Origin of the sequence: Micromonospora sp. B11E3 (assembly GCF_039871625.1) — a bacterium.
In the GTDB taxonomy this organism is placed as follows: Bacteria; Actinomycetota; Actinomycetes; order Mycobacteriales; family Micromonosporaceae; genus Micromonospora.
The window spans coordinates 25,490-39,006 of the sequence record NZ_JBDPMC010000023.1 but is presented as its reverse complement, the minus strand read 5'-3'; the positions used below and the strand labels follow the sequence as shown (position 1 = coordinate 39,006).

The following is a 13,517-nucleotide window of genomic DNA, read 5'->3' as shown; positions in this document are numbered from 1 at the left end:
CCCGCCGCGGGCGCCGGGCGGGGCGGGTGGTCGGCGCGGCGGTCACGGCCAGCCGTCCACCGTGGCCCGCATGCGGCGCACGAACCGTTCGCCCGCCTCGGTCAGCGCGCCGAGGTCGAGCAGCGCGTCGGTCGCCCCTGTCGTCCAGTCCCGGTAGCGGCGAAAGGTGCCCATCGCGGCCCGGCCCGGCCGCCGCCGCCACACGTCGGCGACCGCGAGGTGCGCGTAGATCCCGTGCAGGGCACCCTCCACCGGGCGTGGGTCGTCGCGCCAGGGCACCCGCAGCATCCGGGAGTCGGCCGGGTCGAACAGGTCGCAGACGTCGAGCACCGCGCCCAGTTTCAGATGCTGCACCTCGTGCACGAGCAGGACCGCGAGCGCCGCGTCGTCGGCCGCCGGGGTGACGGCGACCGCGCCGAACGCCGACCGGGCGGCGGCGCTACGGGACCGGCCGGTCGGGTCCGGACGCAGCGGCACCACGGCCCGCAGCAGCGTACGGACCCCGGCGGAGTAGTCCTCGGCCTCGGTGTCGACGCGCCGGACCGCCCGCCGCACCTGGGCGGCCCACCGACCGGCCGCCTCGGGGGCGAGCCGGCCAGTCGGCGGCAGGCCGAAGCAGTCCCGGTACGGGTCGGTGTCCTCCAGCAGGATGTCCCGCCCGCCGGGGCGGACCCGCCGCACCGGCCGCCACCCGTCCGGATTCTCCGGCTCGTCCGGCCGGATCCGGACCGACCGTCCCCCGGCCCGCGCCTCGACCGCGCCCCGCGACACGGACAGCGTGGCGGTGCCCGCGTCGGTGTCGAGGGCGAGCACGCCGAGGGTCGGCAGGTGGACCACGCCGTCGCGGACCGGGACGGCGAGCTCGGCGTCAGCGCGGGCGTGCACCGCGGCGGCGGCGGCGACGCACGCGAGGTGGGGCAGGTGGTCGGTCGCCCCGGCCCGGCACTGCTGCGCCCAGCGCCGGACGAAGGGATGGCTGAGCACGGTGTGCACCGCGTCGGGGGCACCGACGTCGAGGTCGACGAGCAGGTCCCAGCCGGCCGCCGCAAGCGGGTCGCCGGCCGCCGCGGGGCTGAGCGCGACCACCAGGGCGCGGGTCACGCCGAGGTGGACCGAGGCGAGGTGGCCGACGGACTCGCCGGTGCCCTGGCCGGTGCCGAGGTCGTCGAGGACGACGGGGCTCAGCGCGTCGGCCGGCCCGGACGGCGCCTCGGCGGCCGGGGCCGGGGCCGCCGCCGGTGCCGTCTCCCGGACGAGCGCGGCGAGGTCGGCGCAGTAGACCGACGGGTTGTCGAAGCCGCTGCCCGAGCGGTACCGGTGGGTGTAGAGGCCGCCACCGCAGCCCTCGACCACCGGGCACGCCTGGCAGGTGTCGCACAGGCCGGTCAGGCCGGACTGCCGGACGGCGATGCCGGGGTGGGCCGCGGCGTCGTCCACGCGGTGCCGGAAGACGTCCAGGCCGGTGACGGCGGCGCCGTGGTAGGCCGACTTGAGGGAGTCGACCTGTTCGAAGCTGCCGTCGGTCTCGATCACGACCAGGTCGGCGGGGCCCAGCCCGACCGCCTCCGTCGCGCTGGCGCCGCCCGCCGCGGTGGCGAGCAGGGACTCCAGCACCCGGATCGGCACCGGACGGCCGTCGGCCAGCCAGCGCCGGTGGATCGCGAGCAGCCAGTCGGCGTACGGCGTGGCTACGCCGTCCGGGCGGACCGGGGGCCGGTCCCAGTTGTGGTGCGGCAGGAGGAAGTCGATGCGCGGCGGCTGCTCGGCGAGCAGTGCCTCGTACACCCGGATCGGGTCGTTGGCGAGGTCGACGGTGCACAGGATGCCGGCGTAGACGCCGCGGTACGCGGGACGGCGCAGCAGCGCCAGGGCCCGCAGCACCTGGGCGTGGCTGCTCGCGCCGTCGACGTGCCGGCGGTGCCGGTCGTTGGCGGCGCGGTCGCCGTCGAGGGAGATCCCGACCTTGACGTCGTGGGCGACGAGCACGTCGCAGACCGCCGGGGTGAGCAGCAGGCCGTTGGACTGCATGCGCAGGTCGAGCCGGGCGACCGGGCCGACGACGCGGCGCAGGGTGGCGGCGGTCCGGTCGAGCCGGGCGGCCCCCGCGAGCAGCGGCTCCCCGCCGTGCAGCACCACCCGGACCGTGCCGAGCCCGTGCGCCGCGGCGTGCTCCGCGATGCGGTGCGCGGCGGCCTCCACCGTGGCGGGCGTCATCACCCGCGGCTGGTGCCGCCACGACTGGTCGGGGTGCTCGTAGACGTAGCAGTGGTCGCAGGCCAGATCGCACCGGCTGGTGAGCTTGAGGACGTACTGGCTCAGTGGGGCGACGGGCGCGGCCGGCGCGGCGGGATCAGATCGAGGAGGCGAAGGCTGCGACATCGACCCGGGCAGGGTGCTCCGCCCTCCGGTCGTCCACGCGGGCCACGGCGCGGGCCCGGTCGAGCGGGATGCGGCCGAGCGGCGTGTGCCGGACGTCGCCGAGCGGGGCAGGGGTCGAGGTCGGATCGGGTTGACGTGCGGTGGTGTCCACGTCGAGTCCTCCATGTGGGTCGAAGATGGACGGAGGTCCGAGTGCCACCGCCTCCGGCACCCCGGCGGCCGCGATCGCGGTGACAGTCAACAAAAGGTTATCGACGATCCTATATGGTGCGATGGGTGATGTCACGGTAGCGCCGCGCCATCCTCCTCAATCATCCTCGCCATCCAGCCCTCGTTGGACAGTGCGATGATCTGCTCGGCCTCGGCCACGAACGCGTCGTTGTCGCCCCACCCCTGTCCCGCCTCCCGGGCGAGGCACAGCCGGGTCAGCTGGTCGGCCGCGCGGGCGTACTCGATCTGCTGCTGCTCGTACCGCTGGGCGGCGCCGTAGCCCGTCAGCGCCGTGGTCACGGCCGCCGCCACGCCCACCCACGCGCTCAGGCCGAGACCGTCACCGAGCACGCCGACGGTCGCCGAGAGCAGGGCCGCGACGATCGTCAGGACCGTCGCCGCGTACCCGATCCGCGCCGCCGCCCGGCCCGCCCGCCGGGCCGCCGGGAGGAGGTAGTCGTCGACCTGGCGCCGCACCCGCTCGGCGAGGTAGGTCGGCACGTCCGAGACCGGCGGCAGGGGCCGCTGGACCGGCGGGAGGTCGAGCGTGTGCCCGACCAGGTCGCCGGCGTCGTCCATGAGCCGGTCGAACCGGCGCAGCAGGACGGCGTCCCGGTCCGCCCCGGCGAACGGTGCCGTGCCCGCGAGGTACCGGTACACCTCGGCCTTCAGCGCCTCGGAGGCGGATCGGAGCCTGGTCCACCCGCGGACGGCGGCGGGCGAGGCCGACCGCGCCAGCAGCGGCACCAGCAGCAGCGCGGCGGCCGCGACGATCGCCAGCGCCCGGCCGGCGGCCGGGGCGGCACCGGCGAGCCGCGCCGCCACCGTGCCGGCGACGGCCGCGACGACGGTGAGCGCGGCGACGCCCCGGCGCGCCCGGGTGATCCGCTGCTTCGCGGCCTGAGCCGCCTGCGACCAGAGACCCTGCTGCCGCCACGCCCGGGACACGACCGGCGCATCGAAGTCCGCCACGCCCCGCATCGTAGGCGGGCCGCGCATCCCGGCGGGCTCGCGCCCCCACGCGCGCGGTTCCTCCGAAAGCCGCGCGCCAGGGCCCGGCCCCGGCCGAACCCGGCCCGACGTCAGGTGAGGGCGCGGGCCGCCGCGACGATCGGGGACGCCCACCCCGATCCCGGCCTGGTCCATCAGCTGGGTGGGCGTCCCCGAGGTCGGCAGCCCGCGTACCGCCAGGTGTTTCACCCGGACCGGCTCACCGAGGTCGGCCAGCGATTCGAGTACGGCCGACCCCAGCCCACCCTCCGGGTAGTGGTCCTCGACGATCACCAGCCGGCCGCCGGTGTCGCGGACGGCGGCGAGCACCCGGTCGGCGTCCAGGGGCTTGACCGAGTACGCGTCGATGACCCGGGCGGCGATCCCCTCCCCGGCCAGCTCCTCGGCCGCGGCGAGGCAGTTGTGCACGGTCACCCCGGCGCCGATCAGCGCCACCCGGTCGTCGGACCCGCCGCGCAGCAGCTTGCTGCCCCCCACCGGGAATGCCTCGTCGTTGTCGTAGAGCACGGGGTGCCCGCCCCGGGTCGTGCGCAGGTAGTTGACGCCCTTCCGGTCGACCATCTCGGCGACCAGCGCGGCGCAGGACACCGCGTCGCTGGGGTAGAGGACCGTCGATCCCTGGACGGCGCGCATGGCGGCCAGGTCCTCCAGTCCCATCTGCGAGGGCCCGTCCGCACCGATCTCCACCCCGGCGTGCGACCCGGACAGGGCGATGTCGGCCCCGGAGACGCCGGCCATCCGGACGAAGTCGTAGGCGCGGGAGAGGAACGCGGCGAACGTCGAGGCGAACGGCCGGTAGCCGCGCACCTGCAGCCCGACCGCCGCGGCGACCAACTGCTGCTCGGAGATGAACATCTCGAAGTACCGGTCGGCGTGGGCTTCGGCGAACCGGTCGGCGCGGGTGGAGTCGCTGACCTCGCCGTCGAGGGCCACCACGTCCGGGCGTACGCCCAGCGCGCGCAGCGCGTCGCCGTACGCGTTGCGGGTGGCCACCTTCGCTCCCCTGTCGTACCGGGGCAGTTCGGGCCGTTGGCCCGCCGGCCGGGCGGGTGCGGGCGGGACGGGTTCGGGTCGGGGCCCGTCGACGCGGATCCGGCGCACCCCGCCGAGGGCCGCCACGGCCCGCTCGGCCGCGTCGGGCTTGAACGGCTTGCCGTGCCAGCCCGGCTTGTTCTCGACCTCGGGCACCCCCTTGCCCTTGACGGTCCGGGCCAGCACCACCGTCGGACCCGTCGCTCGGCGGGCGCGGGCGAACGCGTCGTCGATCGCGGCGAGGTCGTGCCCGTCGATCACGATCGCCTCGCAGCCGAACGCCTCGACCCGCCGTCGGTAGGTGTCCAGGTCCCACTCCAGCTCGGTCGGCCCCCGCTGCCCGAACCGGTTCACGTCGACGATCGCCGTGAGGTTGCGCAGCCCGTAGTGCCCGGCCTTGTCCAGCGCCTCCCAGATGGAGCCCTCGGCCGTCTCGCTGTCGCCGCACAGCACCCACACGTGGAACGGCAGGCGGTCGAGGTACTGGCCGGCCAGCGCGATCCCGACGCCGACCGGCAGGCCCTGGCCGAGCGACCCGGTGGCGACGTCGACCCAGGGCAGCGCCGGCGTGGGATGTCCCTGCAGGCGCGAGCCGAACTGCCGGTACGTGTCGACCAACTCCTGGTCGGTGATCGCGCCCACCGCCTTGAAGACCGAGTACAGCAGCGGCGAGGCGTGGCCCTTGGAGAAGACGAGGTGGTCGTTGCCCCGGTGGCAGGCGTCCGCCCAGTCGTAGCGCAGGTGCCGGGAGATCAGCACCGCGAGCAGGTCGGCGGCGGACAGGCTGGAGGTCGGATGCCCGGAGCCGGCCCGGGTGCTGCACCGGATCGCGTCCACCCGGAGCTGGGCGGCGAGTTCGCGGAGCTGGCCGAGTTGCTCCTCGCCCAGGGTCCGCTCTGCTTCCATCGTCACCGGCATCGCCTCCGGCACCCACCGTAGCGAGGGAAACCCCTGCCCTGTCCCGTAACCACCGATTTGCCGGCCATGGGGGTGCGGGCGTCGCCGTTTGGGGCGGCGGGGCCCGGGTAGACGTGCGCACCCAGCCCGACGAGGAGGCCCCACAGGTGAACAGCGAGGACTTCATCGGCTCGGTGGCGAAGCGGGCACGGACGTCGGCGGAGCAGGCGGCGGACATCACCCGGGCCACCCTGACGACCCTGGCGGAACGCATCGACGGCGGCGAGGCCCGCGACCTCGCCGACCAGCTGCCCGAGGACCTGCGGGGCTACGCGTTCGCGGCCACCGAGACCGCCGAGAAGTTCGGGCGCGACGTGTTCGTGGAACGGGTCAGCGGGCGCGCCGGCGTCGACGTGCCACTGGCGGAGGCCGGCGTGCGCGCGGTGTTCGACACCCTCCGCGAGGCCGTCACCCCGGGCCAGTACTCCGACGCGGTCGCCCAACTGCCGTCGAAACTCTGGGACCTCGTCAACCCGAGCGCGCCGTACGTGGAGCGCAGCAGCGGTTAGCAACGGTCGTGACCGGCGACGCGACGCGGGACCGGGTCGCCTCGGCCCGGGTAGCCCGGCTGGCCACCGTCGGGGCCGACGGCTGCCCCCACCTGGTGGCGGTGTGCTTCGCCCTGCTCGGCGACGTCGCCTACCACACCGTGGACCACAAGCCCAAGCGCCACCGCCGGCTGCGCCGGCTGGAGAACATCCGGGCGACGGGGCGAGCGTGCCTGCTCGTCGACTGCTACGACGAGGACTGGTCGAAGCTGTGGTGGGTCCGGCTCGACGGGCACGGCCGGATCGTGGACGACCCGGCGGAGGAGGACGCGGCCCGCGCGGCGTTGGTCGCCAAGTACCCGCAGTACGTTAACCGGCCGCCGGACGGGCCGGTCGTCGCGGTCGCGGTGACCCGCTGGTCGGCGTGGTCGGCCGCCGAGGGCACGCTCGGCCCGCCGGGCTGACCGCGCCGGCCGCTGGCGGCGGTTCCGTCCGGCGCGTGCCGGGTCAGCCGTTCGGGGCGAGGGCGTCGAGCACCTCGTCGGCCCGGCGCAGCGACCCGTACGGGTCCGCCCGGGGCGAGCCGATCTCCGGGTCGAAGTTCAGGTCGACGAACAGCTCGGTGATCCCGGCCTCGGCCAGCCTGCCGAGGTCCGACCGGATCTGCTCCAGCGTGCCGGTCAACGGCTCGCGGTCGGCCGGGCCCGCCGGGCGTACCCGGACGGCGCCGCGGCAGACGAAGCGCAGGGCGTCCGGGTCCCGGCCCGCCTCCGCGGCGACGGCCCGGACCGTCGCGACCGCCGCCCCGATGCCCCGCAGGTCGGCCTGGCTGCCGCTGACCCAGCCGTCGGCGAGCCGACCCGCCCGGCGCAGCGCCTCGGGCGCATGCCCGCCGAGCAGGATCGGCGGGTGCGGACGCTGCACCGGCTTCGGCTGCATCCGCGTCGGCGGAACCTGGTAGAACTCCCCTCGGTGCTCCGTGACCTCGTCCCGCCACAGGGCGCGCAGCACGGCCAGGAACTCCTCGGCCCGCCGGCCCCGCCCCTGCCGGCTCACGCCCGTGGCCTGGTACTCCTCCTCGGCCCAGCCCAGGCCGAGCCCGACGTCGAGCCGCCCGCCGGCGAGGACGTCCAGCGTCGCGGCCTGCTTGGCCAGCACCACCGGGGACAGGAACGGCATGTCGAGCACCGCCACGCCGAGCCGGATCCGCCCGGTGTGGGCCGCGAGGAACGCCAGCGTGGTCAGTGGGTCCTGCACGCTGTGGTACGTCTCGCTCCAGCCGAGGTCGGCGGGCACCAGCAGCCGCTGGAACGTCCACAGCGAGTGGTATCCGAGCTGCTCGGCCCGGCGGGCGACGTGCACCATGTTCTCCGGTGTGGCCCACGAGCCGGACACGGGCGGGGCGAATCCAACCTCCACACCGGCACCGTACCCAGTTCGCCCGGGTGTCGGCGCGGCGTCGGCCCAGTTCGCGCCGGCGCCGCGCCGGGCGGGGCGGACTGGGGTGGCTCACCTCGGTGAAGCCGGCGTCGGCGAAGACCTGACGGGCGCCGACGGGCAGCTCGCCCCAGGTGATCTCCTTGCCCGGCGGGGCGAGCATCTGGTACGCCTCCAGCGCCCGGGCGCCGCGCTCCCGCGCGTAGCCGACGGTGGCGGCGGCCAGCGCGTAGGTGATCCCCCGCCCGCGGTAACCCTTGCGCGTCACGAAGCAGGTCACCGCCCAGACTCCGTCGTCCGCCCTGTCCTCCTGGCGTCCGCTCCACACGGTCCGGCTCCCCAGCAGTCGGGGGTACGCCGTCCGCGGCTCCACCGCGACCCAGCCGACCGGCTCCGCCCCGAGGTACGCCACGTGGTCAACTCGGTTCCGGTCGTCGGCGGTTCGCCCGGGACGGCGTCGCTGTCACTTCCCATGGCGGGCACGCTAACGTCTGCCCCGGACAATCTGCCGGCTGGTGTGCCTGGCGCGCGCGACAGAGCGGTCACCGGTACGGCTCGCGTCTCCACTCGGTCTCGCGGGCCTCGTGGGCGGCCCGCTCCCGCCTGACGGCGTCGTGCAGCGTGTGCCGGGACTGCCGCAGGACGACGAGTTCGGTGAACAGGAGCGCCAGGCAGACCGCGGCGAGGGTGGCCACGGAGGCCAGGGCCGGCAGGCGGACGGCGAGGGGGGTCAGCCCCAGCACGAGCACGATGGTGATCAGTCGGGTCCAGAGCAGCGTGCCGAGGACGCGTAGCTGGAAGCCGACGAGCCCGAGCAGTTGACTTCCTCTGCCCCCTGAAGAGGGCAGATTCCTGGCGGCGCTCATGCGGCACGCCGGGTGGTTGACGCTTCGCAGCCCACAGGTGCCGGGCTCCACGTCCGTACACGACCAAGCCCGGCCGCGTTGAGAATGTTCAGGGCCGCGTTGGTATCGGCGTGGTCGAGGTGCCTGCACGAAGTACAGGTGAACGCGACGCCGTTACGGGAGCGGGGGTCACGGTGCCCGCAGGTTGAGCACGTTTGCGACGTGTACGCTGCTGGCACTTTCAGCAGTTGCCCGCCCCGCTCGGCCAGCTTGTACGCCAGCAGTTCAACGGTGCGTGCGTGGGCCTCGTCGAGCATGACCCGGTTCAGCCCGGCCTTCTGCCGCACGTTGCGGCCCGGCTCGGCGATGGTGCCTCTCGCAGAGCGGGTCATGTTTTTCACCCGCAGTTCTTCCACCGCCACGATGCCTCTCGGCGATAGTCGTGGTGGTTTTGTGCTGCCAGTCGTAGCGGCGGCGCTTGGCTCTCGCGCGTAACCCTGCGATCTGGTCGTAGGTGCGGTGCAGACGGTTCGACGTACGCTCGAACGGATTGCGGGCCCGCTTCTGCCGGGCGGCCTTGCGTTCCAGCCGCAGTATACGCACGGCACGTAACTAACAGAGCAGCATCAGGGCAGCGATTCACCTGCCGCCTGAAGACGGCAGCCCTCTCGCCTCAAATCGGTAGATCTCCAGGGTCGACGGGCCCTGGAAGAGGTACTGTGGCTGCGGCTCGCTGATCACCGTGTCGATGCCGAAGGTCCGGCAGTACTCCTCGGCGAAGTGGCAGCCGGTCACCGCGAAGACGACCAGCTTCGTCCCGTGCTCGCGCGCCACGGAGACCAGCTCGCCGAGGGTCTGGCTGGCCAGGGTCTCGCCGCAGACGAGGGCGACGTCGCTCTCGGCGACGAGCCGGGGGCTCTCGTCGCCGGAGACCACGGACACGCCCAGGATGCCGTTGGCGATCAGGTCGGGGTCGAAGTCGCTGGCGGTCAAATCGACGTCCTCGCCGCGCAGGTGGTGGATGAGGTTGCCCATCACCCCGATCTGCGCGACCCGCCGGCCGCCGTGGGCGAGCAGCCGCATCGTCTCCCCCACGATCAGCTCGGCCCGGCGCAGCGCCTTCTGCTCGGGCCGGCCGTCGATGACGTGCGTCTCGGCCGGCCGCCGCGGCAGCGCGCCGAAGGCCGCGTCCAGGATGGCGATGTCCTCCTCGACGCTGAGGCCACGCACCTCCCGGGCGTCCTGACCGATCAGCGCGTCGGTCCAGGGGCCGATCCGCACCGAGCCGAAGTCCGCGTACGAGCAGCCCTGGCGGACGGTCTGCGCCATGACGAAGCTGTAGACCATGAACCGCTCGTACACGGTCGGCTGGGAGCGGTGGTCGACGCGCCAGAGGCTGCGGATGGCGAAGTCCTCGTCGGGCACGGATCGTCCCCGTTCGGCGACGATGGCCCGCAGGTCGTCCAGGATGGAGTCCACGAGGGGTTCCTTTCTCGGCAGGTCCGGTTCTTCCTAGGCTCCGGTCGGAGCGGCGTACATCTCGTCGGCGGCTGCCGAGTTGCGCTGCGATCCCCATCTCTTCTCCGTCATCTGGTGGATGTGCCAGATGTCGGCTTCGTCGAGCTGCCGGGAGACGACGCCGGGGAACGCCTCCTCGAAGAAGGTGTACGGCGGGCGGTTCTCCACCTTCGGGGAGTGGTAGTCGAGTTGGTCGGCGACGCCGTGCATCCGGGTGATGGCGGTCGCCGGATGGTAGGTGAGGATGTTGGGGCTGGCCAGCACGAGCAGCCCGTCGTCGATGAGCCGCCCCACCCCCTCGATGGTCTCGGCGATGCTGGCCTGGTCCTCACCGTGCAGCCCGAACAGGACGGAGCTGCCGACGGGGATGCCGGCGTCGCGGATGCGCTCCAGGGCGGTGCGGACCTTGTTCTCCCAGCCGAAGCCCTCGACCCGCCGGACGTTCTTGTGCACGTTGTCCATGACCTGCGCCGAGAGGCTCTCGATGCCCATGTAGACGTACGTGCAGCCGGCCTCGCGCATGAGCGTCAGGATCTCCTGGACGTCGGACTCCTTGTGCAGGGTCGTCATCAGGTCGGCGGTGACCTGGCAGCCGAACTGCAGTTGCCGCAGGCGGGCGAGCGCGTCGTCGGTGGTGATCCAGTGCCGGCACCGCTGCGGCAGGTCCTCGATCCGCTCGGCCGACCGTGCCTGGGTCAGGGCGGTGCAGAACGCGCGGATGTTGGGGAAGTTGCCGCTCCAGAAGATCGAGTCGTCGAAGAAGACCGCCTCCGCGCCGTAGCTGACGTACTCGCAGACCCGTTCGAGCGCGGCGGCGGCCGGGTCGCGGCCGAAGCGGCGCAGGCCGCCGGAGAGGGTGGCCGCCTCCGAGCAGAACGAGCAGTGGTACGGGCAGGCGTTGGAGACCATCATGTGCGCGGTCCGGGACGGGGTGCCGTCCGGGCGGGGGAAGATCGGGAACCGGGCCCGGATGGCGAAGCCCTGGTACGGCGAGGGCAGCTCCCCCAGGTCGTAGCGGGGCCCGCTGATCGGGAAGGCGTGCACCGCCTCCTCGGTGAGCGCGCAGATCAGCGAGGTGCTGGGGACCCGCTCGCCGGCGGAGCCGAGCAGGTCGAGCATCGCCACCACCTCGGGCACGCCCACCGACCGGTCGTCGAGGTCCATCGCCTGGGCGATCGCCCGCATGAGCAGGGCCAGCGCGAAGTAGCCGTCCCCGGCGACGAGCAGGTCCACCACCGGGTCGCAGCGGCCGTCGTCGATCGCCCGCACCGTGCTGCTGTACTCCAGGGCCAGCCTGTCGCCCTGCGGGACGTACCGGATCGTCTCGTCGATGTGCCGGCCGCCGAAGACGACCAGGCAGGAGGGGACCTCCCGCTTGACGATCCGCGCCATCTCCAGGGCGTACCGGTGACCGGGGGAGACGGTGCTGACCAGGAAGACGCGGGGCTGCCGGCGGCGGACCTCCGCCTGTAGTTCCGCCCGCGCCCGGTCGTCCCAGACGCGGGGGTCGAAGACGGTGGTGTCGGTGTTGGGGTCGTCCGGCCGCCACGGGCGCGGTCCGTGCTCGGCGCCCAGCCGGTACGCGGTGTCGGGCCTGCGCCCCCAGTCGGGGCAGAGGTCCGGAAACGGCGCGTCCGGCCGGGGGCCCCGGGCGGCGGAGGTGAGCGCCTCGTCGACGGTGACGCTGAGCGCCGTGTAGAGGCACATCGGGTCGCCCGGGTAGGTGATCTCCCCCTCCGTGGAGGTCATCACCGGGGCGAGCGCGGCCAGCACGGGGAAGCGACGGGCCGCCCAGTGCGGCAGCGGCCCGTCACCCGGCTCGCCGGCGCGCAGCCGGGCGCCCCGGGTGGTGCGCCGGGCCAGCAGCCGCTGCTGGTCGGCCGCGGCCGCGGCGGGCGGGTTCGCGAAGTGGTGGTGGACAACGGTGGGACGCGACGGCATGGGGAGGCCTTTCGTGGCTGCCGGTCGGGGCGGGGGTCAGCTCTGTACGGCGCGGGTCGCCGCCTCGGCGCCGCCCAGGGCCTCCATCAGCTGGACGGGGTTCCAGAAGTCGCGGTACCGGGTGATCCGCCCGTCCTGCGTCCAGATCACGGAGATGTAGGTCTGCCGGAAGGCGCGCCCGGAGCTGAGCACGGTCCCCTCGCCGTCGAACTCGGCGATGACCAGCTCCGGGTCGCTGACGGGGTGGAACCGGATGTTGTGGAAGGTCACCGACAGGTGCTCGGGGAACTTGCGCATGTGGTCGTGGATCGCCGCGTGGCCCTGGAACCGGTCCGGCCAGCCGGGCGGGGCGTACGGGAACTCCAGGACCCCGTCGGGGGTGAAGAGGTTCACCCAGTCGGAGATCTTGCCGTCGACCAGCAGGTCGAGGTTGCGCAGGAGGGCCTGCTCGGCGGGGGTACGGGCGATAGGCGTGTCGGTCAAGTCAGGCTCCCTTGAGGTGGACGGGCAGGCTGGTGAGGGCGCGCAGGAACGTGGTGTCGAGCCAGCGGAGGTCCTCCGGCGGCACGGCGAGGCAGAGGTGCGGGAAGCGTTCGAGGAGGCGGGCGATGCCGACCTGGCCCTCCATGCGGGCCAGCGGCGCGCCGATGCAGTAGTGCACGCCGTGGCCGAACGCGAGGTGCCCCTCGATCTGGCGGTGGATGTCGAAGGTGTCCGGGTCGGCGTAGCGTTCCGGGTCGCGGTTGGCGAGGGTGAGGTTGACCAGGACGAAGGAGTCGGCCGGGATGGTGACGTCGCGCAGCTCGACCGGGCCGGTGGTGAAGCGCAGCATGCAGGCCACGACCGGGCCGTCGTAGCGCAGGTACGCCTCCAGGGCCTGCGGCAGCAGCTCCGGGTTGGCGCGGACCTCGGCGAGCTGGTCGGGGTGGCGCAGCAGGGTGAGCAGGCCGTTGCCGAGCAGGTTCATGGTGGTCTCGAACCCGGCCATGATCATCAAATAGGTCATGCCGACGAGTTCGGGGTCGCTGAGCTTGTCGTCGTTGTCCCGTGCCTGGATGAGCCCGGTGAGCAGGTCGTCGGCGGGGTGGGCCCGCTTGTGGGCGATGAGCTGTTCGAGGTACGCGGTCAGCTCCCCGGTCAGCTCCTCGGCCTCGGCCCAGGTGAGCGGGGTGCCCTGCCGCTCGCCCCACTCCCGGAACTTCTCCCGGTCCTCGGCGGGCACCCCGATCAGCTCGAAGATGATCATGAGGGGCAGCGGGAAGCAGAAGGCGGCCATCAGGTCGACCTGGTCCTGGTCGGCGATCTGGTCGAGGAGCTGGTCGGTGATCCGCTCGACCACCGGGCGCAGCCGCTCGACCCGGCGCATCGTGAACGCCTTGGCGATCAACGCCCGCAGCCGGGTGTGGTCCGGCGGGTCGGCGTTGAGCATGTGCCCGAGCAGGGCGCCGCCGATGGCCGGCCGCTCGTACCCCATCGTCCGGGCGAAGAGCCGCCCGGCCTCCCCCGGACTGCGGCGCACGTGCGGGCTGGCGAGCACGGTCCTGGCGTCCTGGTATTTGGTCACCACCCAGACCGGGTGGTCCGGCGACCGGTACGCCGGGCGGGCGGGCCCCTCGATGCGCAGCCCGTCGTAGAGCGGGTGCAGCGGTGAGATCAGCTCCTCGCCGAGGACGAGCTTGTTGCTGGTGTGGTCGGTCAC

General features: G+C 73.6%; 12 protein-coding genes and 1 pseudogene. 2 read left to right on the top strand and 11 right to left on the bottom strand.

The window, feature by feature from the left end; translation table 11 throughout:
• Nucleotides 1-42: 42 nt before the first annotated feature.
• Genes ABGB16_RS14440 through ABGB16_RS14430 form a run of 3 tightly spaced genes read right to left on the bottom strand, consistent with a single transcriptional unit; the run spans nt 43 to nt 5,538 of the window.
• Nucleotides 43-2,379 (bottom strand): FxsB family cyclophane-forming radical SAM/SPASM peptide maturase, encoded by a 2,337-nt coding sequence (locus ABGB16_RS14440; RefSeq protein ID WP_347668542.1) that lies wholly within the window; start codon nt 2,377-2,379, stop codon nt 43-45.
• A complete protein-coding gene (locus ABGB16_RS14435; RefSeq protein ID WP_347668541.1) occupies nt 2,351-2,620 on the bottom strand; it encodes a hypothetical protein in 270 nt (89 codons plus the stop codon). Before ABGB16_RS14435 ends, ABGB16_RS14440 begins: the two co-directional genes overlap by 29 nt.
• Nucleotides 2,621-2,661: 41 nt before the next feature.
• Entirely contained in the window at nt 2,662-5,538 is a 2,877-nt protein-coding gene (locus ABGB16_RS14430; protein WP_347668580.1) for a transketolase, read from the bottom strand.
• A 158-nt stretch (nt 5,539-5,696) separates the two neighbouring features.
• Here ABGB16_RS14430 and ABGB16_RS14425 point away from each other — a divergent pair, with 158 nt between their 5' ends.
• Together ABGB16_RS14425 and ABGB16_RS14420 are read left to right on the top strand one after the other, a co-directional pair.
• Nucleotides 5,697-6,098, top strand: coding sequence for a DUF2267 domain-containing protein (locus ABGB16_RS14425; protein ID WP_347668540.1), 402 nt, complete (start codon nt 5,697-5,699; stop codon nt 6,096-6,098).
• Between the two features lie 8 nt (nt 6,099-6,106).
• Nucleotides 6,107-6,541: a TIGR03668 family PPOX class F420-dependent oxidoreductase gene (locus tag ABGB16_RS14420; protein WP_347668539.1), complete on the top strand. Its 435-nt coding sequence runs from the start codon at nt 6,107-6,109 to the stop codon at nt 6,539-6,541.
• A gap of 43 nt (nt 6,542-6,584) precedes the next feature.
• Here ABGB16_RS14420 and ABGB16_RS14415 read toward each other — a convergent pair whose 3' ends face one another.
• The 8 genes and pseudogenes from ABGB16_RS14415 to ABGB16_RS14380 all read right to left on the bottom strand — a co-directional run bounded on the left by ABGB16_RS14415 (nt 6,585) and on the right by ABGB16_RS14380 (nt 13,517).
• Nucleotides 6,585-7,496: a TIGR03619 family F420-dependent LLM class oxidoreductase gene (locus tag ABGB16_RS14415; RefSeq protein ID WP_347668538.1), complete on the bottom strand. Its 912-nt coding sequence runs from the start codon at nt 7,494-7,496 to the stop codon at nt 6,585-6,587.
• Between the two features lie 199 nt (nt 7,497-7,695).
• Nucleotides 7,696-7,926 (bottom strand): annotated as a pseudogene (locus tag ABGB16_RS14410) (GNAT family N-acetyltransferase); the annotation flags it as partial.
• Nucleotides 7,927-8,056: 130 nt separating this feature from the next.
• Nucleotides 8,057-8,380 carry a hypothetical protein gene (locus ABGB16_RS14405; RefSeq protein WP_347668537.1) on the bottom strand — a complete coding sequence of 108 codons (324 nt, stop codon included), beginning with the start codon at nt 8,378-8,380 and terminating at the stop codon, nt 8,057-8,059.
• Nucleotides 8,377-8,781 carry a transposase gene (locus tag ABGB16_RS14400; protein ID WP_347668536.1) on the bottom strand — a complete coding sequence of 135 codons (405 nt, stop codon included), beginning with the start codon at nt 8,779-8,781 and terminating at the stop codon, nt 8,377-8,379. Before ABGB16_RS14400 ends, ABGB16_RS14405 begins: the two co-directional genes overlap by 4 nt.
• Nucleotides 8,782-8,998: 217 nt before the next feature.
• Nucleotides 8,999-9,838, bottom strand: coding sequence for a DUF364 domain-containing protein (locus tag ABGB16_RS14395; protein WP_347668535.1), 840 nt, complete (start codon nt 9,836-9,838; stop codon nt 8,999-9,001).
• 33 nt (nt 9,839-9,871) lie between these two features.
• A complete protein-coding gene (locus ABGB16_RS14390) occupies nt 9,872-11,818 on the bottom strand; it encodes a B12-binding domain-containing radical SAM protein (protein ID WP_347668534.1) in 1,947 nt (648 codons plus the stop codon).
• Between the two features lie 36 nt (nt 11,819-11,854).
• Nucleotides 11,855-12,301, bottom strand: a complete 447-nt coding sequence (locus tag ABGB16_RS14385) for a nuclear transport factor 2 family protein (protein ID WP_347668533.1) — start codon at nt 12,299-12,301, stop codon at nt 11,855-11,857.
• Between the two features lies 1 nt (nt 12,302).
• Nucleotides 12,303-13,517: a cytochrome P450 gene (locus tag ABGB16_RS14380; RefSeq protein ID WP_347668532.1), complete on the bottom strand. Its 1,215-nt coding sequence runs from the start codon at nt 13,515-13,517 to the stop codon at nt 12,303-12,305.